15 protein-coding genes are annotated in these 21,858 nt (G+C 58.6%); 4 read left to right on the top strand and 11 right to left on the bottom strand.

Features of this window, described 5'->3' with window-relative positions; genetic code table 11:
• Positions 1–3: 3 nt before the first annotated feature.
• Positions 4–1,113, top strand: coding sequence for a pectinesterase family protein (locus PP263_RS13220; protein WP_308363997.1), 1,110 nt, complete (start codon positions 4–6; stop codon positions 1,111–1,113).
• A 15-nt stretch (positions 1,114–1,128) separates the two neighbouring features.
• Complete coding sequence (locus PP263_RS13225) at positions 1,129–3,660, top strand: glycoside hydrolase family 95 protein (protein WP_308363999.1); 2,532 nt, start codon at positions 1,129–1,131, stop codon at positions 3,658–3,660.
• 198 nt (positions 3,661–3,858) lie between these two features.
• Here PP263_RS13225 and PP263_RS13230 read toward each other — a convergent pair whose 3' ends face one another.
• The 10 genes from PP263_RS13230 to PP263_RS13275 form a co-directional block, all read right to left on the bottom strand.
• Complete coding sequence (locus PP263_RS13230; protein WP_308364000.1) at positions 3,859–4,257, bottom strand: VOC family protein; 399 nt, start codon at positions 4,255–4,257, stop codon at positions 3,859–3,861.
• A 394-nt stretch (positions 4,258–4,651) separates the two neighbouring features.
• Entirely contained in the window at positions 4,652–6,208 is a 1,557-nt protein-coding gene (locus tag PP263_RS13235; protein ID WP_308364001.1) for a glycoside hydrolase 43 family protein, read from the bottom strand.
• A gap of 123 nt (positions 6,209–6,331) precedes the next feature.
• Positions 6,332–8,929 carry a TonB-dependent receptor gene (locus tag PP263_RS13240; RefSeq protein ID WP_308364002.1) on the bottom strand — a complete coding sequence of 866 codons (2,598 nt, stop codon included), beginning with the start codon at positions 8,927–8,929 and terminating at the stop codon, positions 6,332–6,334.
• Entirely contained in the window at positions 8,926–9,108 is a 183-nt protein-coding gene (locus tag PP263_RS13245) for a hypothetical protein (protein ID WP_308364004.1), read from the bottom strand. Before PP263_RS13245 ends, PP263_RS13240 begins: the two co-directional genes overlap by 4 nt.
• Before the next feature lie 104 nt (positions 9,109–9,212).
• The gene (locus tag PP263_RS13250; protein WP_308364005.1) at positions 9,213–11,996 is read right to left on the bottom strand and encodes a TonB-dependent receptor; all 2,784 of its coding nucleotides are present in this window, start codon (positions 11,994–11,996) and stop codon (positions 9,213–9,215) included.
• Positions 11,993–13,381 carry a glycoside hydrolase family 28 protein gene (locus PP263_RS13255; protein ID WP_308364007.1) on the bottom strand — a complete coding sequence of 463 codons (1,389 nt, stop codon included), beginning with the start codon at positions 13,379–13,381 and terminating at the stop codon, positions 11,993–11,995. The genes PP263_RS13250 and PP263_RS13255 overlap by 4 nt, the downstream gene beginning before the upstream one ends.
• Before the next feature lie 34 nt (positions 13,382–13,415).
• The gene (locus tag PP263_RS13260) at positions 13,416–14,717 is read right to left on the bottom strand and encodes a TRAP transporter large permease (protein ID WP_308364008.1); all 1,302 of its coding nucleotides are present in this window, start codon (positions 14,715–14,717) and stop codon (positions 13,416–13,418) included.
• Positions 14,718–14,725: 8 nt separating this feature from the next.
• Positions 14,726–15,226, bottom strand: a complete 501-nt coding sequence (locus PP263_RS13265) for a TRAP transporter small permease (RefSeq protein WP_308364010.1) — start codon at positions 15,224–15,226, stop codon at positions 14,726–14,728.
• Positions 15,227–15,402: 176 nt separating this feature from the next.
• The gene (locus PP263_RS13270) at positions 15,403–16,383 is read right to left on the bottom strand and encodes a TRAP transporter substrate-binding protein (protein WP_374693661.1); all 981 of its coding nucleotides are present in this window, start codon (positions 16,381–16,383) and stop codon (positions 15,403–15,405) included.
• A gap of 90 nt (positions 16,384–16,473) precedes the next feature.
• Positions 16,474–17,394 (bottom strand): sugar kinase, encoded by a 921-nt coding sequence (locus PP263_RS13275; RefSeq protein ID WP_308364012.1) that lies wholly within the window; start codon positions 17,392–17,394, stop codon positions 16,474–16,476.
• A gap of 225 nt (positions 17,395–17,619) precedes the next feature.
• Here PP263_RS13275 and uxaC point away from each other — a divergent pair, with 225 nt between their 5' ends.
• Both uxaC and PP263_RS13285 read left to right on the top strand, forming a co-directional pair.
• Complete coding sequence (gene uxaC, locus PP263_RS13280) at positions 17,620–19,035, top strand: glucuronate isomerase (RefSeq protein WP_308364013.1); 1,416 nt, start codon at positions 17,620–17,622, stop codon at positions 19,033–19,035.
• 96 nt (positions 19,036–19,131) lie between these two features.
• The gene (locus PP263_RS13285) at positions 19,132–20,622 is read left to right on the top strand and encodes a mannitol dehydrogenase family protein (RefSeq protein ID WP_308364014.1); all 1,491 of its coding nucleotides are present in this window, start codon (positions 19,132–19,134) and stop codon (positions 20,620–20,622) included.
• Positions 20,623–20,910: 288 nt separating this feature from the next.
• On the opposite strand, the gene PP263_RS13290 is transcribed toward PP263_RS13285, so the two are convergent.
• Positions 20,911–21,567 (bottom strand): response regulator transcription factor, encoded by a 657-nt coding sequence (locus PP263_RS13290; RefSeq protein WP_308364015.1) that lies wholly within the window; start codon positions 21,565–21,567, stop codon positions 20,911–20,913.
• Positions 21,568–21,858: the final 291 nt, after the last annotated feature.

Below are 21,858 nucleotides of genomic sequence, written 5' to 3' on the forward strand. Positions count from 1 at the left end.
ACCATGCGATATCTGATTTTTTTCATTACGGTATTCTTCTTCTGCAACGGTAGCATCGCCCAACCCAACTACCACGCGGTAGTGGACCCACTCTCCTCAAGCACAAAGAACACCTACCGCACCATCCGCGCCGCTCTCGAAGCCGCACCCACCGCGGCAGAAAAGCCCCACATAATCTATATCCGCAACGGCCACTACCACGAAAAACTCACCGTGGACAAACCCAACATCACCCTGCTGGGTGAGAACCGGGACAACACGGTAATCAGCCACGACACCTACGCCGGCCAGAAAATGCCCGGCTCCGAGGAAACCTGGGGCACCTTCCGCTCCGCCACCCTCTCCGTGTATGCGCCCGGTTTCCGCGCGGAAGACCTCACCATAGAAAATAGCTTCGACTTCCTGGCCAACGACGCCCTGGCCCCGGATGCCACGGAAAAAGTACGCGGCACCCAGGCGGTGGCCCTGACCCTGGCACAAAACAGCGACCGTGCCGCCTTCCGCAACGTGCGCCTCTCCGGCTACCAGGACACCCTCTACGCCAACAGCGGCCGCAGTTATTTTCTCGACAGCGAAATTCTTGGCAATGTGGATTTTATTTTCGGCGCCGGCACTGTGCTGTTTGAAAACAGCGATATCATCAACCGCCCGCGCGCCAGGCAGATGACCACGACTGGCTATGTCACCGCACCCAGCACCAATATCGGCAACCCCTATGGATTAGTATTCCTCAACTGCCGCCTGCTGAAGGAAGCCGACGTACCGGCTGACTCTGTGCCCCTGGGCCGCCCCTGGCACCCCACCACCACCTTCGCCGACGGCCGCTATGCGGACCCGGATGCAATAGGTGCAAGCGTATTTATCAACACCTATATGGACGACCATATCGCCCGCGACGGCTGGGCATCGATGGGCGGCACCAGCCGTGACGGCGGCAAGCGCACCGTGTTCGAGCCGGAAGGCGCGCGCTTTTACGAATACCAAAGCCGCGGCCCGGGCGCCGCCGTCAATGCCAAACGGCGACAGCTCAGCGATGAGCAAGCGGTAGAATACACCCGGGAAAAAATCCTCGGCGACTGGTTGCGGCCCTTCAAAGCAACCCCGGCTGAATAACAATGACCGCCTGCCATGAAACGATTACTTCAATTCATCGCCCTGGCCTGCAACCTGTTGGTTGCCGTGGCCCAAGTCGACGCCGCTACCCCGAACAAGGCCGCAGGCCCGGAGGATAAAAGCCTCACGCTTTGGTACGAAAAACCCGCGGAAAACTGGTCCCAGGCCCTGCCGGTTGGCAACGGCCGCCTGGGAGCGATGATCTACGGCGGTGTGGTTCGTGAGGAGCTGCAGCTCAACGAGGACACTGTGTGGGCCGGAGGGCCCAACAACAATGTCAATGAGGACTCAGCCCCTTATGTCGGCAAGGTAATCGAGGCCCTTTTCCAAGGCGAATATCGGAAAGCGCAGCGACTGACAAACCAGCACCTGCACTCAAAAACCAACAACGGCATGCCCTACCAGACGGTGGGCAGCCTGCTGATGGACTTTCCCGGCCACGGGGAATACCGGAATTACCGCCGGGAGCTGGATATTGCCAACGCCCTGGCAAAGACGTCATACCGCCTGGGCGATGTCACCTTCACCCGGGAGATTTTTTCCTCGTTTACCGACCAGGTGATCGCCGTGCGAATAAGCGCGGACAAACCGGCACAGATCGACCTGGACCTGCACTTCGCCAGCCCCCAACAGCACAAGACCACCGCAGCCGACGGGCGTCTGCTTATCCGGGGCCGCGCCGGAGACCGCGAGGGCCAGCGGGGGGAAATCCGCTTTGCCACCATCGTTCATCCCCAAATCAACGGCGGAAGGGTGGAAACAAAAGATGACTCCCTGAGGATACGCGCCGCCGACTCGGTGACGCTTTTCATCGCCACCGAGACCAATTTCAACAACTACCGGGATGTCAGCGGCAACGCGGTGGCCCGCGTGGAGGAGCAGCTGCGGCGGGCCCGAGGAAAAACCTTCGAGCAACTAAAACGCAGCCATACGGATTTCTATCGGAAACAGTTCCACCGGGTCCATTTGGATCTGGGAACTACGGAGGCAGCGGCCCTGCCTACAGACAAGCGCGTTGAGAACTTCGCCAAAACCCAAGACCCGGAGCTGGCCGCGCTCTATTTCCAGTTCGGGCGCTACCTGCTGATCTCCAGCTCCCAGCCCGGCACCCAGCCGGCCAACCTGCAGGGAATCTGGAACCGCCACCTCAATCCACCCTGGGACAGCAAGTACACGGTAAACATCAACACCGAGATGAACTACTGGCCCGCCGAGAGCACCAACCTGTCGGAACTGCACCAGCCGCTCTTCTCTATGCTTGAGGACCTTTCCGTAACCGGCCGGGAAAGCGCCAGTAAAATTTACGGCGGCCGCGGCTGGATGATGCACCACAACACCGACCTCTGGCGCATCACCGGCCAGGTGGACCCCGGCTTTTACGGCCAGTGGCAGGGCGGCGGCGCCTGGCTGAGCCAGCATATCTGGCAACACTACCTGTACACCGGCGACAGGGAATTCCTGCAAAAGTATTATCCGGTACTGCGCGATGCCGCCCTGTTCTTCGCCGATACCTTGCGCAAGGAACCGGAGTCGGGCTGGCTGGTAGTCGCGCCCTCGAATTCTCCCGAGAACAAGTATCTCGGCGGCGAACCTCGCGTATCGGTTTCCGCCGGGACCACAATGGACAACCAACTGGTATTTGATCTTTTTTCCGCGGTAATCGATGCCTCGGCGGTTCTGGATGTCGACCACAGCTTCGCCAAGGAACTGACCGACAAACGCGCGCAGCTGCCGCCGATGCATATCGGCCGTTTCAGTCAGTTGCAGGAATGGCTTTGGGACTGGGACAACCCCGAGGACCACCACCGGCATGTTTCCCACTTGTACGGCGCCCATCCCGGCAACTTGATTTCCCCCTACCGCACCCCCGAGCTTTTTTCAGCGGCGAAAACCTCGCTGGAACACCGCGGAGATGTTTCCACGGGCTGGTCCATGGGCTGGAAAGTAAACCTTTGGGCCCGGTTCCTGGATGGCAACCGCGCCTATAAACTGCTGCAGGACCAGCTGACCCTGGTGGACGAGCGGGGAGACAAGGTCAGTGAGCGGGGCGGAACCTATGCCAACCTGTTCGACGCCCATCCCCCCTTCCAGATAGACGGCAATTTCGGGGTCACCGCCGGTATTGCGGAAATGCTGGTGCAGAGCCACGACGGCGCCATCCACCTGCTGCCCGCCCTGCCCAATGCCTGGCCGGACGGCAGCGTCAAGGGGTTGGTGACCCGCGGTGGTTTCGTGGTGAATATGAGCTGGAAAGACGGGGCCGTTGAAAGCCTGGAGATCACCTCCCGCCTGGGCGGCAACTGCCGCCTGCGCCTGCACAGCCCCCTGCGGCCCACGCAAAACCTGGAACTCAGCAAGCCGGGCCCGGAAAGCAACAACCCCAATCCGTTTTTCTCGGTACCGGCCACCGCGGCCCCGGTAATCTCACCCCTGGCCCGCCTGCAGAAGGTGATTTTGCCGGATACCAAGCTGATCGAGTTTTCCACTAGCGCAGGCGAAAGCTATCGCTTTCGCGCGCCGGAGGGGCAACCTGCTGGACGGGAATAGGGGAATCTTTAGGGCCAGTGTCTCAGAATCAGCTTGATTTTTATTCAGTCTGGCGGGCACGACCCATGGATATCAGCTGGTTTATGCGCATGCTGAACGAGTCTATCGCCCGCGAGGCCACCGGGAAGACGGCTGGACCGGCCGCTTGTCGAGTAGGCCGAGAGAGTTTCACCCTCCGCCCCTCCTAGAACAGAATATTCAAGTTCCTTCAACTTCCAGCATCGGCTGCCCGCGCTTACAAAGCTGAATCGCCAATCCCCAAGGATCACGCATCATCACCAGATGCGAGCCGTCATTCAGTCGCACTTCGTCCACAAAACTGGCCCCGGCCTTTTCCAATTTCTCCCGACTGGTTTCCGGTTCTTTACAGACAAACGCCAAGTGCAACAACAGCGGGTTCATCTCTCCATAGGGCGGGACTTCATCCGCTGGGTTGTTATAGATTTCGATCATTACCGCACCGCTGGAGTCGGCGAGGAAATGGGTGAAGGGCGCCTTATCAAGGCTGCGTGCCACACGCATATCGAAATGTTCCGTGTACCAGGCGGCCACCGCCACGGGGTCCGCCACGTTGAAAGCAAAATGTTCGATCTTCATTCTTTTTACTCCTCACTCCAATTCAGCGGCCGGCTGTGCCAGCCATGTCTCGATATCATCGGGAACTGACGGTGCTCGTTGGCTGGGCGCGCGCCTGCACAGGCCAGCAGATACTCTGATCCCCTCCGGTGCCCAGCCGCTACGCGCCGCTTGCCCCGCATCGCCGGGGCGTACGCGGATATGCTGGACGCGCACGTCGTGGGTTCGGATCGAGAGGCCGCTGCAGATCTGGGTAATGCCGAGAGAGGGCGCCGTCTGTCCGGCAATGGAACGACGAAAAATCCCATGGTTTTTTCACGTGTTCTGTAGGAGCGGCCGTTGGCCGCGATCGACAGTGGTAATTTCCCAGGGCCCATCGCGGCCAACGGCCGCTCCTACAAGGACAGTGCGAAGATTAGTTTACGTGCAGATAGTCGAAGTCTGCGTGGCCGTTGTCGCCTTGGGCAAAGAGGCCGAAGCGGGCGCCCACCCAGCGTCCGGGTTGGGCGATAAATCCCTCGTTCAGCGGTGTCCAGTTCCCATCCGGCTGGCGGTAGGAAAACACGGTACGGCCTTCGGGAAAGACGCTGATGCTGATTTCCGCCTGGGGCTTCTCCAGCTCTGCGAGCAGAACCTCATGGGTCTTGCAACCGCCGCGGGCGCCGATACACACGTTGTAAATCAGCTGGCTTTTGCCGTCTTCGTTGCGCAGCCCGAGCCAGGCGTAGTCGGTGCCGTAGACCAACAGGCCGGCCTGGGCCTTGTCTCCCTCGAGCCGCAGCTTGGTCTCCACGCGGAACTCTTCCGCCGGGAACTTCTGCAATAACAGCGACGGCACATGCCAGAGGTTTTCTGCCTCACCGGTGCCGGGCTGGGCAAAGAGGCGCAGGTGGCCGGGGTTATCGCTAAGCGAATACCAGTCGGCGCGCCAGTTGGCGTTCCACTGCCACTGGGGCTGCAGTTCTTTCGTATCGAATTCGTCGCTGGTAGCCAGGGAAAAGTCCGACGATGCCGCGGATACTTTGGGACGCGCGTAGCTCAGTACCGGCTCGCCGCGACCATCACCGTCGGGGTCTGCGCCGATCACCGGCCAGCCATCTCTCCATTGCATGGGTTGCAGGTGCACTATACGGCCGTAGGCGTCCTTGTCCTGGAAATGCAGGAACCAGTCCTCACCACCGGAGGTGCTTACCCAGGCGCCCTGGTGCGGGCCGTTGATGGGGGTATTGCCCTGAGCCAACACCACCTTCGCCTCGTAAGGTCCTTCGATTTTTTTTGCGCGGAATACCGACTGCCAGCCCTGTGTGACACCGCCCGCGGGCGCAAACACATAGTAGTAGCCGTCGCGCTTGTAAAACTTGGGGCCTTCCAGAGTGCGATAGCCGGGAATCTTATTGCCGTCGATCACCACTTTGCCCTTGTCGAGAACCTTGCGCGCATCGGCGCTCATGCGGTGCAGGGTGAGTACATTATTGATGCCGGAACGGCTCTTGGCCCAGGCGTGCAGCAGGTAGGCCTTGCCATCGTCATCCCACAGGGGGGTGGGGTCAATCAGCCCTTTTCCTTCTTTCAGAAGGTGTGGCTCGCTCCAGGGGCCGCGCATATCCTCGGCGGTGATCACGAAAATACCCTGATCCGGGTCGCCGTAGAAAACCCAGAATTTGTCGTCGTGATAGCGCAGGCTGGGCGCCCAGACGCCGTTGCCGTGCTGGGGAATAGAAAAACGCTCGTCCGGCACCTGCTGCTCCAGCACGTGGCCGAGCAGGCGCCAGTGCACCAGGTCCCTGGAGTGCAGTATCGGCAGGGCGGGCGCATGGTTGAAGCTGGACGAAATCATATAGAAATCGTCGCCCACCCGAACCGCATCCGGGTCCGAATAGTCGGCGTGAATTATGGGATTTCGATATTCGGCGGCATTAGCGGTTTGCGCCAGTAAACACAGCGCAGCGCATGCTATTAGGAGCTGTTTCACAGCATGAGCCTCCATTTACATAAAAAGGCATCATTCTCTTGGAATATGATGCCCAATCGGGAAAATAACGACGCATTACAACGCCACCGCAAAGAGTAACAACTGTTTTGCGGTGGCCACCGATCAGTAGCGGTAAGTAGCACCCAGGTAGTACTGGGCACCGGTAAAGTGCTCATCGTAAAGGCGCTTTTCATCTTCACCCAGGTATCTGTACTTGGGCTCATCACCGATATTGATGGCCTCGAAACTCAGCTTCCAGTTGTCGTTAACGTTGTAGCTGGCGGACAGGTCGATATGGTTACTGGCGCCGACTTTCTCTTCACGGCTAAGGTTCCTGAAGTATTCACCCCGGTAGGCATTGGAAATGCGCGCCTGGAAGTCCTCATTCTCCCAGTAGAGGGTGAAGTTGTAAGACTCTTCGGACAGGCCGGTAAAGGGGTTGCCGCTGTCGGTCTCGCCCTCGACCCGTGTGTAGTTGCTCTGCACACCGAAATCCCTTACCCATTCGGGGCCGGGCAGGAAGGTCAGCGGCTGCTGGTATTGCAGCTCCCAGCCTTTAACCTCCGCACCACCGCCGTTAACCCTGCGCGACACTTCAAACACCGCGTCTTTGAGCTGGTCGACCTGAGCACCCAGCATGCTGTCCGGCAGGCCGGTTTCGCTCCAGGGCATGTCCACTCTATCCGAGGTGGGGAAAGAGTCGATATCCTTCTGGAATAGCGCCAAGCTCACCAATGCATTTTCGGCAAAGTACCATTCGGCGGAGAGGTCGTAAGCCTTGGCGCGGAAGGGTTCGATATAGGGATTGCCGTAGCTCACTCTGGGCTCGCCAAAGATGGAAACCGAGCCGCCCGGGTTGAGGTCGGTAAGGTTGGGCCGGCTCATCACCTTGGCCGCGCCTGCGCGCAGTATCACATCGTCGCTCAGGTTGTAGGCGAGATTCAGGGCCGGCAAAGTGTCGTCGTACTCGTGCTTGACAGTTGCATACACCTCTTGGTCCACATCATCTTCGTCGGTGAAGACGGTCAGACCGGTGGCGGCCAGCTCGGTGGTGACCTGGCGCACACCCAGGTTGCCGCGCAACCGGTGACCGAATACTTCGGTGTCCATATCGATCTGCGCGAAGTAACCCAGGCTGTCCTCGTCCACCTTGCGGTTGTCACCGGCGCGCGGCGCGTAATCCCAGCATCCGGAGGCCATCAGTTCGGAAGAACGGGCAAAATCGGCCATGAAATAGGTCTGGCCACCGGAATTTACCGTGCTACCGTCCCCGCCACTCAGTGCTGCACTTATACCACAAGCGTTACCGTCCCTCGTCCCGTCCTCAATATCAGCTTCGGAAAACAGCTTGTCGGCACGCTGGCCACGAATTTCGTATCCGTAGAACTTGCTGCTGGCGCCAGCCTTCAGGGTGAAGGCGTCACTCAGGTCGAACTCCAGGTCGAAGCTTGCGTGTTCTGTCTCTGAACTGGCGTCATAGAGGCGGTCGCGATATTCGGACAGCTCCCAGTTGGCCGGGTTGGAGAGATCAAAGCCATACGCCATGTCAAGGGAAGTGGAGCCATTGTAGTTCCAGCTGACCCAGTCGTCGGCGTCCGCGTAAGCGACGTTCTGCCGCGAGTATTCGTCCTCCTCGCCATCGTTGACCGTATCGCCATCGCTAAAGTGCTCATAAACCACAGTCACTTCGCGGTTGTCCATCACCGATTTCGTGGCCCCAACCAATGCCTTGACGCGCAGGCGGTCGCTGAAATCATGTTCGAGCCCCAGTGAATACTGCTTGTACTCGGAATCCCAGTCAGCGCGGAAATTCTCCGAGCGTACGTCAGCGCCGGCCACGATGGCACTAGTCATGGTGCCGTTGTCGTCGATGGTGTAGTCCAGGATATCCATCTCACTGGTGCCGCTATTCGGCTTAGTATCCAGGCGCGCCAGCGAGATAGCGCCCAAGTAGGGCTCGTTGCGGGTCACGTCCACTTTCGCGTAGAGGACATCCGCGGTCAGCTGGGTGCTCTCGGCGGGCCGCCATTGGAAGGACGAGGTCAGGCCCAGACGGTCCTGTTCATTGGTCTTGTCGGCGATACGGGGTATGCGCGGATGCCAGGATTGCATAACCGCGGCCCGCTCGTCGTCGCTGTCGCAGGCGCTGCAGTTAACCAGGCCGGTTCCCTTGCTGCCCTCCCAGGTTTCCCAGCGCACGGTTTCGGCGCCCTCGGTGCTGGAATTCTTTTGTGAGTAGGCACCGGAGAGCAGGAAACCGAGGGTTTTGTCCTCATTGCTGAGACTGAACAGGCCCGACATACGCGGGGTCATTTCGCCGGACTGGTCGTTGTAGCTCTCTTGCAGATTGGTCACCAGGGTGAAGGGATCGTAGTCGAGCGGACGAGCGGTCTGCAGGGACACGGTGGCGCCCAACGAGCCCTCTTCCAGCTCCGCCGAAGTGGTCTTGTAGACATCCAGGCGGTTGAATAGCTCGGAGGCGAAGACGTTAAAATCGAAGCTGCGATCGGTACGCGGACCTCCGGAGCCTGCGGCCAGAGACTGGGCCTGCATACCGTTGACCTGCACGCGAGTGTAGGTGGAGCCCAGACCGCGCACGGTGATGGTGCGGCCCTCACCGTCGTCCCGGTCGATGGCCACCCCGGGTATGCGCTGCAGGGACTCCGCCAAGTTCTGGTCGGGGAAATCGGCAATATCCTCCGCCAGAATTGAATCCATCATGTGGTGGAATCGCGCTTGGTATCCAGAGCTTTGGCAAGGCTTCCGGCGTAACTGCCAGTGACCGTGATCTCCTCGATCGCCGCGGAACTCTCCTGGGCGATCGCAGAGGCAACGTTCAGTGTCATACCGGCAACAGCGATGCCAAGATACAACGGTTTTTTCACAAATGTGCGGTACATTATTATTCTCCTGTTTTTTTTCTCATCGCTTTACCCAAGCGCGTTGAGGAGCTGCAGGGAGGCACTTTCGTCTCCCTGCAAGCAGATCCACAGTGCACTATGGGTTAGAAGTTGACTCTCATGCCCAGCAGAATTTCCCGTCCAGTACTGTTGTACTCCCTCACCAGATCCATGTCACCGGTAGGGCCAGTGGTATACAGGCGCTCGGTTTCGTTGGTGAGGTTGATGGCTTCCAAGGTCACCTTCAGATAGTCGGTCACGTTGTAGAAGGCCGACATATCCACACGGGTGGGACCGCTAGTCATCTCAGCCGCGTTGCCGTTGGATCCAGGTGCACGGGTGGTGTAATCATCCCTGTCGTTAACCATCAGGCGGGCTCCGAACTGGTCCGTCTCATAGTAGACGCCCATGTTATAGCTGTTCTTCGACAGGCCCGGCAGTTCGCCCTCGACACCATCGCCGAAGTCGGCGCTGGATCGCACGTGGGTGTAGTTGGCAAGCAGGCCGAAATTGCTGGCCCAGCCCGGCAGGAAGCGCAGCGGTTGCTGGTAGCCAATCTCGTAACCTTCCACGGTAGCGCCTTCACCATTGACGGGCGTCCGGAGATCCCAGCCCTGTTCATCCGGCTGAATGACATTGGGCTCGAACAGCGGACTGTTGGGATCATATTCAGGCCGCGCTGCAACCGCAGCGCGGATATCGTCAGGCAGGAACTGATTTTCCAGTTCCTGAGTGGTAATAAAGCTCTCTATCTCCTTGTGGAACAGGGTCAGCGCCAGTACCGACTCGTCGTCGAAATACCACTCCAGACCCAGGTCCGCAGAATTGGCTCGCACCGGCTCAAGATCCGGATTGCCGAGAGAGACACTCTGGTTGATGGGCGTCACACTGACCGTGCCCGCGAGACTGCCGAGCCCCGGCCGGCTGATGTTGCGGCCCACGCCCAGGCGCAGCAGCAGATCTTCGCGGAACTCCCACACCAGGTTGGTGGAAGGCAGCACTTCTGTATAGCTACCCTCCCTGCGGGTGGGCACGAAGCCACCCTCGCCGTCGCTGGCCACACCCTGTGAGGTTACTTCGGAGTCCACTATGCGCAAGCCGGCATTCACGGTGAGGGGCAGACCCAGCAGCTGGGTTTCCACATTGGTCTCCACATAGCCACCCAGGGTCTCTTCTTTGATGTCGTAGGTGCTGGAGTCGTCTTCGTTCAGCTCCCATTGACCTACACCCCAGGCGGCAGCGGCCGCATCGTAATCCGCCACCAGCCAGTTGGTGGGGAAACCAGAGGGCGCGTCTATGCCGTCGGAATAGTCATCCACGACATTGCCCAACTGGTCTGCCAAGCCCGCGGCTACCACTTCTCCGTTTAGAGAGTTAATGTTAATGGCATCCCACCGCTGGGATTCCACCTTACGGCTGTTCCAGATCAAACCTGTCTTGACACTGGAACTGTCGCCTTCGATGGTGAAATCGGCGCGAAAGGTATCATTGGTGCGCTCGACGATATCCCGACGTAAAGTTGGGCCAGACCACTCATAGTTTGAGGGGTCGAGGATATCGAAGCCATAGGACATCTCGGCAATATCGCCGTCTTCCAAGAAGGAGTAGGAGAAGCTGTGTCCCTCGGCGGCAGTCTGGTTGAAGCGCAGCTGGTCCTCACTGTGCTCGGACACTGCGTTGCCGTACATCACATCCAGAGTGATATTGTCCGCAAGATCGAACTTGCCTGAGAGCACTACCTGCTGGAAATCTGTCTCACTGAACTGGCCGCGGCTCTCAGAGCGGGGTGCCACGTTTTCAAATTCGCCGGCGACGATCATACGCCCGGATTCATCGAGAGTGACTTCGGTGGGAATCACAGTGTCATAGACATTCCGGAACTGGGCGAAGTAGTTGTATGAGGTCACATCCGCCTTCAGATTCGAGCTGAGTACATCCAGGGAGAACTCCATGGTGTCCGTGGGGCGGTACTGCAGCGAGCCGGTAAGGCCCAGGCGCTCCTGGTCGCGGTTGAAGGAGTCCATACGTGGGAGGCGCGGCGTCCACATATAGTCAAGCGGGTTCGCGTCGGGGTCCACCTCTCCGGAATGGTTCGCTCCGGGGTTAGGAGTGCCGTTGACCACGGTTGGGGAAGTTCCGCTGGCCCAACTCCTGCCCCCATTGGCATGGGGACTGGTCCAACGTACAGTACCGAAGCCCTCCTGGCGCACGGTGCGCTCAGAGTAGGCAGCGCTCACAAGTACGCCCAGCTTATCGTCCATAAAGGTATTGCTGTAGAGGCCGGTGAAACGCGGATCCTGCTCACCGGCAAAGCTGTCCACCATCAACTGGCCACCGAAAGCTATATGCTGGCCGGGAGTATCCAAAGGTTTGGCAGTGGACAGCTCCACTGTGGACGCCAGTCCGCCCTCCTCCACCGAGGCGACGGGTGACTTATGGATAGTGATTCTGTTGAATAGCTCCGAAGCGAAAACGTTGAAATCGAAATCGCGGCCGCGGTTGACACCACCGGAGGAATCCAGGCCGCCGGTACTGGCGGGAACTTCCATACCGTTCAGAGTAGTGCGCGAAAAACCCGGACCAAGGCCGCGCACGGTGATATTGCGACCCTCACCACCCTCGCGGGTGATGGCAACACCGGGCACCCGCTGCAACGACTCGGCCAGGTTGAGATCCGGCATCTTGCCGATGTCTTCGGCGACGATGCTATCGCTGCTGTTGGCATTCATACGCTTGGCGTCCAAACCCTTTTGCAAGGAGGCGCGAAACCCCGTTACGGTGATTTCTTCCAGCGTCTGTCCTTGTTCATTAGCACTTTGCTCCTGAGCAAACACCGGCGAAGCTACTGCCATAGCCAACACGAGCGGCTTGATTTTATATTTGTTCATCGCGTTATCTCCTTTTTCTCTGTTTCATGCCAGCTAAGTACGCCATCAATTCGCTGACTGCCTAGTTTTACTGCATCAAATTTCAGATTTACTGCGTTTTCTATAACCATTGGGGTTTCCACTTGGTCGACAATGACATCCTTGAACAACACATCCTGAAGCGGCGCAGACGATGGTGCGTGAACCTCCAGAAAGGTACCCACCTCCTCTACATCAATATTCTCGAAAACGATATCCCGATAGGTAGAAGGGAAAAATCCACCCAGTTCTCCCGGGTAATTCAACTGAAACCAGAACAGGTTCTTGAACGATTCCACTTTCAGATTGCGGAAGCGGACAGTTTCCACCAAACCACCGCGATCGAGGTTTGACTTGAAACGAAAGGCGGACTCTCCCTGGCGCAGTATGTTATCGGAGAAAAATACCTGCTTGATACCACCGGACATTTCACTGCCAAGGGCTATACCATCTTCTCCGCCCATATCATTGTGGCGCACAACAATTCTCTCGCTGGGGATGCCGATTTTGCGGCCGTCCAGGTCGCGGCCGGATTTAATCACCACCGAATCATCACCGGTCCGGAACCAGCTGTTCTCGACCAGCACATTTTTGCTCGACTCTATATCGATTCCGTCATTGTTCGAAAAGTGACTGTCGACACGAATACCCTTAACTGTGGCATCTTCTGTATAGACAAGGTGGTTTACCCAGAAAGGCGAGTTCAGAGCTGTGTAATCCTCCAGCAAGACCCGCCGGGCACGGAAGAACTGCACCAGCGGTGGACGAAGATAGGTTCCCTCAGCAAAGATGCGTTCCTCAACGGGGACTCCTTCGGCTCCCATCCTGCGCAACCTGTGCATATCCTTGGATTGCAACGGATGCCAATCCTTGAATTCGCTGTTCCGGTTGCCGTCGATAGTGCCCTTGCCGGTTATTGCCACATCTTCCACATTGCTGGCATAAACCAACGGCGAGTAGCTAAACAATTCGGTGCCTTCCCATCGGGTCTTTACAACCGGCAGGTAGTGTTCCGGCTCGCGGGAAAATAACAGAGTGGCGTCTTCCTCCAGGCGGAGTTCTATACGACTTTGCAAGACAACGGGGCCATTGCTCAACCACCTGCCTTTAGGGATCACCACCTTTCCGCCGCCATTTTCAGAAGCGACCTTTATGGCTTCCAGTATCGCCCGCCTAGCGTCAGCTCCCGGCTTGGCACCAAAGTCGGTAATTCTGTATGTTTTATCCGGAATGTTCGGCAGTTGAATATCCGCAACGATATGCTCGGCAAGCTCCCATTCGTCCGCACCCGCCGATGGAGATAGGAGTGCGAACAAAGCGAGAGCGAGCACATGTTGAAAAGTGCTCTTATTCTTGCTCTTCCGCATATAACGCACTTCCGTATGCAAGCTTCCAATAGGCCTATTCGATCAATCCCAACGCCCGCGGCAGGTACTCACTGATCGCTGGCACATAGGTCACCAGTATCAGCACAAGGAACATCACCGCATACATTGGCAGCAGCGGTCGGATAAGCTGGGTGATCGAGGTTTTGGAAATGCTTGCGCCCACAAACAGCACGCTGCCCACCGGAGGTGTGCACAGCCCGATACAGAGGTTGAGGATCATGACGATGCCGAACTGCAACGGGGACATGCCCAGCTCCACGGCCACCGGCAGGAATATGGGGGTAAAGATCAGAACTGCCGGGGTCATGTCCATAAAGGCCCCCACCACCAACAGGACCAGGTTGATGGTAAGCAGGATCAGCAGCGGATTTTCGCTGATGGTGATCAGAGCCTCACTGATGGTCTGGGGAATATTCTCGTAGGAGAGTATCCAGGACATGGCCGAGGAGGCGGCGATCAGGAACATCACTATCGCTGTGGTTTCCACTGCCTTTACCAACAGTTCCGGCAATTGCGAGACTTTGACTTCCCGGTATACCAGCACCGAGAGCAATAGCGAGTAGAGCACCGCGATGGCACTGGCCTCGGTAGCGGTGAAGATACCGCTGATAATGCCGCCGATAACCACCACCACCAGGAACAGGCTGGGTATCGCGTCCAGGGTTTTGCGCAGCGCCTCCCGCCAGGGGGTGACTTCCCCCACCGGATAGCCCTTGGCTTTGGCCCAGATTCCACAGACCAACATCAGCCCCACGGCCACCAGCAGCCCGGGCAGGTAGCCGGCGATAAACAGCGCGGCAATGGACACGCCTCCGCTGGCCAGGGAGTACACGATCAGGATATTGCTCGGGGGTATCAGCAGGCCGGTGGTGGAGGAGGCCACGGTAACGGCTGTATTGAAATTTTTGTCGTAGCCTTCCTTGGTCATCGACGGAATCATGAATCCGCCGATCGCCGAGGTGGCGGCCACCGCGGAACCGGAAATGGAACCGAACAGGGTGCAGCTGATGATGTTCACGAACGCCAGGCCGCCGGGCAACATGCCCACCAATACCCGCGCGAAGTCGATAATTCGTCGCGCGATTCCGCCGCTGCCCATCAGCAGCCCCGAGAAAATGAAAAATGGAATCGCCAACAGCGCGAAACTGTCGATCCCACTGGCCATGCGCTGGGCCATGGTGATCAGTGCCGGTACCACATCGATGGTTATCAGCATGGTCAGCAGGGTGGCGATACCAATACTGACGGAAATAGGGACGTTCAGCGCCAGCAGGAGCAGGAAGCTGATCAGCAATACGGCTGCGGTGATTTCCATAAATCCTCCTAGGCGGACGCAGTTTTTACGGCTGTTGCAATGCGTTCTTTCTTTCCGCTCAACAGTTGGACCAGTTGGTCCAGACTGAAGAGACAGATCAAGCCGCCGGACAGGGGTATCACGCTGTAGACAATACCCATGGGAATATTCAGTGCCGCGGACAGCTGGTTCAGTTCGACAGTCAGCGCCACCAGTTTGACACCGCCGAACACCATGGCCGATGCGGCAAAGGCGAAGCACAGGAATATGGTGAGAATTTGAACCTGCCTGCCGATTTTTTCCGGCAGGGCATTGGTCAGCAGGTCGATACCCAGATGGGATTTTTTGCGGTAGGCATAGGCGCCGCCGAGCAGACCGATCCAGACCAGCAGGTAGCGCGCCAGTTCCTCGGTATAGGAGCTGGGGCTCATGGGCAGGAAGCGGGTGAGTATCTGCCAGGTGACGTCCAGCACCATCAGCGCCAGCAGGCTGCCGAGGAAGATTTCCAGCAGTTTTTCTATTCTATTCATCGCCAGTACGCCTTTTATAATTCGATGCGTTTTTTTGCCCTCTCCCCTTTTTATGCCCTCTCCCCCGGCCCCTCTCCCGCAAGCGGGAGAGGGGAGGTGTCCCGCAAGCGGGAGAGGGGAGTTGGCCCCCTCTCCCCTCCGGGGAGAGGGCTGGGGAGAGGGGCGGGCCGAGGGCCCTACATAGCCGCAATCCGATCCAGCAGCTCGCCTACTTCCGTGCCCTTATAACTGGCGTGCAACGGCTGCACGGCATCGATAAACGGCTGCTTGTCCGGATAGATCACTTTCACGCCGGCCGCCTCCACAGCGGCGAGGGATTCGCGGGTGGATTCCTGCCAGAGTTCCCGCTGGTAGGCCACCGCGTCATCCACTGCCTGCTGCAGCCATTCCCTCTGTTGCGGATCGAGTTTCTTCCACACTTCCGTGCTGACCAGCAGCATGTCCGGCACATAGGTGTGCTCGTCCAGGGTGTAGTACCTGGAAACTTCGTAGTGTTTGGAGAGATAGAAACTGGGCGGGTTGTTTTCCGCACCGCTGACCACACCCTGCTGCAGGGCTGTGTAGAGTTCCCCCCAGCTCACCGGAGTCGCGGCGCCGCCGAGGGTGTTGACCATCTTGATCGCGGTCTGGCTGTTCTGTACGCGGATCTTCATACCGCGCAAATCTTCCGGTGTGTGAACGGGCTTGTCGTTCATATAGAAGCTGCGGCTGCCCGCATCGAAATAGCCCAGCCCGCGCAGGCGCGCGCGCTCGCCGGCCACCAACAACTGGCGGCCGATATCGCTCTGCAGCACTTTCCAGAAATGATCTGCATCGCGAAACACATAGGGGAGATTGAAGATCTTGAGCTCGGGGACGAAACCCTCCATGGGGCTGGCGGACACCTTGGTCATGGCCAGGCTGCCAATCTGCAACAGCTCGATCAGCTCGCGCTCGCTGCCCAGCTGCCCACCGGGATAGATATCGATGCGCATGCTGTTGCCAGACAGCTCACGCAGCCGTTCGTCCATAAATTCCATGGCCCGATGCACCGAGTGCTGCCGGTCCAGGGTGTGCGCCAGCTTGAGCGCGGTCTGCGAATCTTCGAGACCGCAACTGCCGAGCAGCAGAAACAGCCCCACTACCGCCAGGCGGTAGAGGGTTTTTCCTTTCATCATCTTAATGCACCTGTTTGTCTATTGTTATCGCTACAGGTATGACCGAAAAATTTTAGCGGCTTTTACTCCCGCCAAATTGGTCTTACCATCCTATCGGCTTGTTGCCCCAGGTGCAATACTTCTCGGAATAATTGCCCCGCGGTTGCGGATTACCGCAGCGGCGCAGCGGTTGCCCGCGGAGACCGCGGCCTCCGGCGCCTCGCCCTGCAGCCGCGCCGCCAGGTAGCCGGCATTGAAGGAGTCACCGGCACCGGTGGTATCCACCACTTCGCGAACTTCCGGCACGGGAATGGCGCACAGTTCCCCGTCGTGCTGCAGCAGTACCGGCTCCGCGCCGCGCTTCAGTACCAGCTCCGACAGGCGGTAGCGGCCGTTGCGCTGCAGGCATTCGTCAGCATCCCCATCCCCCCACAGCAACTGCTCATCCTCCAGGGTGAGCAGGGCGATATCCGATTGTTGCAGAAAGGCGGAGACTGCCTCCCGGGCCTCTTCCACACTGGTCCACAGGCGCGGGCGGTAGTTGCTGTCAAAGGCCACCCGGCCGCCGCCGGCGCGGAACTCCCCGATAAACGTAAGTAAGCACTCACGCGCATGGGGAGCCATTATTGCAAGGGTGATTCCGGAGAGATAGAGGCAATCCACCTCTCTCAGGTAATCCTGTAGGCGCTCGCGCTGCAACTGGTCCGCGAACAATTCCCGCGCCGGGGACTCCCCGCGCCAATAGGTGAAATAGCGCTCGCCATCGGGGGTGTTGTAGATGCTGTAGAGGCCGGGGCAACGCCCGGGCAGGCGCTCTATGGCCCCGGTATCAATGCCTTCGGCGCGCATGGCCTCCAGCATCTGTTCGCTGTAGGGATCGTCCCCCAGCAGGGTCACATAGGATGTGTGGACGCCACTGCGCGCCACATAGACCGCGGTGTTGTAGGTATCCCCGGCAAAGGACTGGGCCAACAGTCCCTCTCCGCGCGGGGACAACTCGACCATTACTTCACCCAAAGCTGCAAGTTTCAAAGCTATCTCCTGTACTGACCAGAGCAGGTCTTACCATTAATCGTTGACCGGTATAACCAATTTTTGGCAGTATAGCAATTCCGGTCTATGTACTGGGTTTCTCCATTGCCTGGCGCGGCCCAACCCCAACTTGCCGCGCACCCCCCGCCTTCGGGCGGGGTTTTTCCTTCAATGGGGGACGCAGTATGCTTGTAAGACAACCCAATTAGAACGAGCCTTTCCGCTATGCCACGCCCTTTGCAATTGCACCCCGATCGCCTGTTCCCGGTGGATAACGCCCAGCGGGATATCGCCCGCAAACTCTACGAGAGTGTCAGGGATTTGCCGATTATCAGCCCACACGGGCACACCGACCCGTCCTGGTTCGCCGACAATCAGCCTTTCGGCAATCCGGCGGAACTGTTGATCAAACCGGATCACTATGTGTTCCGCATGCTCTACAGCCAGGGCGTACCGCTGGAGAGCCTCGGCATCCGCGGCCGAGAGGGTACTCCGGCGGAAACCGATCCGCGCGCCATCTGGCAGCGCTTTGCCGAACACTACTACCTGTTCCGCGGCACTCCCTCACGCATGTGGCTGGATACCGTATTCCACGATGTGTTCGAGCTGGACGTGGCCCTGGACGCCTCCACTGCCGAACTCTACTACGAGCGCATCGACAGCTGCCTGAAAAAGCCGGAGTTCCTGCCCCGCGCCCTGTTCGAGCGCTTCAATATCGAAGTGATCGCCACCACCGAATCCCCGCTGGACGACCTGCGTCATCACCAGAAAATCCTGGACAGCGGCTGGAGCGGTCGCATCATCACCGCCTACCGACCGGACCCGGTGCTCGACCCGGACTACGAAGGCTTCGCCGACAACCTGCGCAAACTGGCGGAAATCACCGGTGAAGACACCGGCAACTACGCCGGCTACCTGGCGGCACTGAAAAACCGCCGCGAATTCTTCAAGCAGATGGGCGCCACCTCCACCGACCACGGCCACCCCACTGCCACTACCGCCAACCTCAGCCCGGCTGAGGCGGAAGCGCTGTTCAACCGCGTACGCGACGGCGGCGCGAGCAGCGAAGACGCGGAGCTGTTCCGCGGTCAGATGCTCACCGAAATGGCGCGCATGAGCATTGAAGACGGCCTGGTGATGCAGATTCACCCCGGCTCCGTGCGCAACCACAACAAAGTGGTGTTCGACAAATACGGCCGCGACAAGGGCTGCGACATCCCCTCCCGCACCGATTACGTCCATGCGCTCAGGCCGCTGCTGGAAGCGGTGGGCAACGAGCCGGATCTCACCGTAATCCTGTTCACCCTGGACGAGACCAGCTACAGCCGCGAACTGGCACCGCTGGCCGGTCACTACCCGGCGCTGAAACTGGGCCCCGCCTGGTGGTTCCACGACAGCCCCGAGGGCATGCGTCGCTTCCGCGAGCAGGTGACCGAGACCGCCGGTTTCTACAATACCGTGGGCTTCAACGACGACACCCGCGCTTTCCTGTCCATCCCCGCCCGCCACGACGTGGCCCGGCGCATGGACTGTAACTTCCTCTCCCAACTGGTGTGCGAACACCGGCTGGAGCAGGACGAGGCGTTCGAGCTCGCGCACGATCTCAGCTACGCACTGGCCAAGCGGGCCTACAAGCTGTAACGTCCGTTGCCGCCACAAAATGCTTGTGCACTACTTGTGTACTAAATAGGAGCGGCCGCTGGCCGCTTCTATTAGTTAGTGAATCTGGAAAGTTTTATGAACGAAAAAGTCCTGAACAGTCATACCCTGACTGACATGTCGGAATCGGTAACCACACCTGGCTACGACCGCGGCCAGATTGGAACGGGAATCGTGCATCTGGGCATCGGCGCCTTCCACCGCGCCCACCAGGCCTGGTATACGGAACAGGTGCTGGAAGACGGCAGCGACTGGGGCATTGTCGCCGCCAGCCTGCGCTCGCCCACAGTGCGCGACCAGTTGGCGCCGCAAAACTATCTCTATTCCCTGGTGGAAAAAAGCAACGATGGCGAAAAAGTACGTGTGATCGGTTGCGTGCAGGATGTCTACGTGGCTCCGGAAAGCCCGCGCGCCCTGCTGGACGCCATGACCCAGGAAGGGGTTCGCATCGTCTCGCTCACCATCACCGAAAAGGGTTACTGCCACCACCCGTCTTCCGGTGAGCTGAATCTGCAGCACCCGGATATCCAGCACGATCTGGCCAACCCGCAGGCCCCGAAATCCGCGCTCGGCTTTATCGTCTACGCCCTGCGCGAACGTATGCAGAAAGGGCTGCCCGGATTTACCCTGCTCAGCTGCGACAATCTGCCCAGCAACGGCAAAGTGCTGCAGCGTGTGCTCTTCCAGTTCGCCGACCAGTTGGAGCCGGAATTCGCCGCCTGGGTCAGGGAGAATACCCGCTGCCCCTGCACCATGGTGGATCGCATAGTCCCCGCCACCACCGATTCAGACCGCGACGCCCTCGAGGAGCTTCTCGGTGTGCGCGACAACGCCGCGGTTATGGCCGAGCCCTTCTCCCAGTGGGTGGTGGAAGACAACTTCCTGCGCGGGCGCCCCGCCTGGGAAAAGGCCGGTGCCACCTTTGTCGATGATGTAGAAGTCTTCGAACTGATCAAGCTGCGCCTGCTCAACGGCTGCCACTCCCTGCTCGCCTACAGCGGCTACCTGGCCGGGTTTGAGACCGTTGCCGATGTGATGCAGGAACCTGCTTTTGCCGCGCTGGCAGAGCGGTTTCTCGCCGACGAGGCCAGTGCGGCGGTGGAAGCGCCGGCGGACTTCGACCTGGCGGCCTACCGGGGACAACTGCTGGAGCGCTTCGCCAACCGGGCGCTGAAACACCGCACCTGGCAGATCGCCATGGACGGTTCGCAGAAGATCCCCCAGCGCTGGCTGGGCACCCTGCGCCACCAACTGCAGAACGGCGGCTCCATCGAGCTGTTGTGCCTGGCCCTCGCCTGCTGGATTCGCTATGTCTCCGCGGAGGACGACGCCGGCAAGCCAATCGAGGTTTCCGATCCGCTGGCACAGGAACTGAAGGCTCTTTGCGACGCAAACGCAGGAAACCCGCGGGAACTGGCCACAGCCTTCCTGGGTTTTGCACCGGTCTTCGGCGAAGACCTGCAAAAGAGCGAAGCTCTGCAGCAGGCGCTGACTGCACAGCTGGAGCTGCTGGCAAAACAGGGGGTGCTGAACACCGTGCGTATGCAGATGGAAGAAAGCCCCGCCTGATCTCATCCCCCTTCGGCTGCAAGCAGGCTCCTACAAAGCACCCTGTAGAAGCCTGCTTGCAGACGAACGGTGCAAAACTCCCAAATCTTTAGCTCTGCAAGCAATCTCCTGCAAAGTACCCCGTAGGATCAGCCGGGAGTCCCGGTTGGCCAAACATTATTCCCCCACATTTTCCACTCCGTCAGTCTCCCGAAATCCGATCGTTCGATCTCACTATATCCCACTAACTAATTGCTACCCGCCCCCGGTAAGTATCAAACTTTAGTCGCGGAGTATTCAAGACTGCTTTTAGCGGAGGATGCCTCGTTTAATTGCCGTGTAAACAGCTGCGGGAGCATTGGCCACACCCAGTTTGGCGAAGAGACTTTGTCGATGGTTTTTTACAGTGGAAGTGCTGATATACATTAGTCGCGCGGTTTCATCGATGGATATTCCTTTTGCTGTGTGTCGCAGAACCTGAAATTCCGCCGCAGAAAGCAAAGGAGCCGGAGACTGCCCAACGGCTTTTGCGCGAACCTGAGTTTCCTGCTCCTGAAGATATTCCTGAAAAGCCGTTTGTGCATCGTGGGAAATTGACACTTCACCTCCCAAAGCGTGTTTGATGGCAAGCCTGATAGCTTCAGGTGACTCGCCACGAGTCAAATAACCTGCAGCTCCTGCGGTAATGGCACGGTAAACTTCCTCTCCTCTGGTCTCCATGGCAAGTAGCAGTATCCGTGTCTCTGCTCCCTTGGCCCTTACGATGTCGCAAACGCGGACTCCATCAATACCACTGGACAGCTCGACCGTACCGATATCGGGATGCAAGCGGGCAATCCCCTTGGTGGCCCCGGCCATGTCGTCCGCTTCTCCAACTACGACCAGAGACTGGTCATCCTTTAGTACATAGGTAAGCCCAACGCGCACCAACGGACAACTGTGTGCTATGAAAACAGATGTTTGCACAGGCAACACCTCCTGGAAGCTATTTACCAATATTGCGCCCAGCCCATTCTTTAGGCCAGAAATAAATAGCTACCACTGCGAACTTGCAGCGGATAATACCTGAAATTATTTTTTAGGCGATGCACGGGGAGTTTACCTGCGCCAACTTGCGTGACCGGGAGCCGCCGTGTTAGCCGTGACCGAAATTACAACCCAATCGATTGCCTGGGACTGGGAATTTATTGTTCGCTTACTGCCACGATGAAGAACATACTAAAATTCTGGAACTCGGTACGCTATGGCAGCAGTCCC

The sequence above is a fragment of the Microbulbifer sp. TB1203 genome (genome assembly GCF_030997045.1).
Lineage (GTDB): Bacteria > Pseudomonadota > Gammaproteobacteria > Pseudomonadales > Cellvibrionaceae > Microbulbifer.

Bases quoted from the DNA above. Each gene is read 5' to 3' on its own strand.
- PP263_RS13225 (WP_308363999.1), top strand. From the start codon at position 1,129: ATGAAACGATTACTTCAATTCATCGCCCTGGCCTGCAACCTGTTGGTT.
- PP263_RS13240 (WP_308364002.1), bottom strand. From the start codon at position 8,929: ATGATGGATTCAATTCTGGCGGAGGATATTGCCGATTTCCCCGACCAG.
- PP263_RS13255 (WP_308364007.1), bottom strand. From the start codon at position 13,381: ATGCGGAAGAGCAAGAATAAGAGCACTTTTCAACATGTGCTCGCTCTC.
- PP263_RS13260 (WP_308364008.1), bottom strand. From the start codon at position 14,717: ATGGAAATCACCGCAGCCGTATTGCTGATCAGCTTCCTGCTCCTGCTG.
- uxaC (WP_308364013.1), top strand. From the start codon at position 17,620: ATGCCACGCCCTTTGCAATTGCACCCCGATCGCCTGTTCCCGGTGGAT.
- PP263_RS13250 (WP_308364005.1), bottom strand. From the start codon at position 11,996: ATGAACAAATATAAAATCAAGCCGCTCGTGTTGGCTATGGCAGTAGCT.
- PP263_RS13245 (WP_308364004.1), bottom strand. From the start codon at position 9,108: ATGTACCGCACATTTGTGAAAAAACCGTTGTATCTTGGCATCGCTGTT.
- PP263_RS13220 (WP_308363997.1), top strand. From the start codon at position 4: ATGCGATATCTGATTTTTTTCATTACGGTATTCTTCTTCTGCAACGGT.
- PP263_RS13285 (WP_308364014.1), top strand. From the start codon at position 19,132: ATGAACGAAAAAGTCCTGAACAGTCATACCCTGACTGACATGTCGGAA.
- PP263_RS13230 (WP_308364000.1), bottom strand. From the start codon at position 4,257: ATGAAGATCGAACATTTTGCTTTCAACGTGGCGGACCCCGTGGCGGTG.
- PP263_RS13265 (WP_308364010.1), bottom strand. From the start codon at position 15,226: ATGAATAGAATAGAAAAACTGCTGGAAATCTTCCTCGGCAGCCTGCTG.
- PP263_RS13270 (WP_374693661.1), bottom strand. From the start codon at position 16,383: ATGATGAAAGGAAAAACCCTCTACCGCCTGGCGGTAGTGGGGCTGTTT.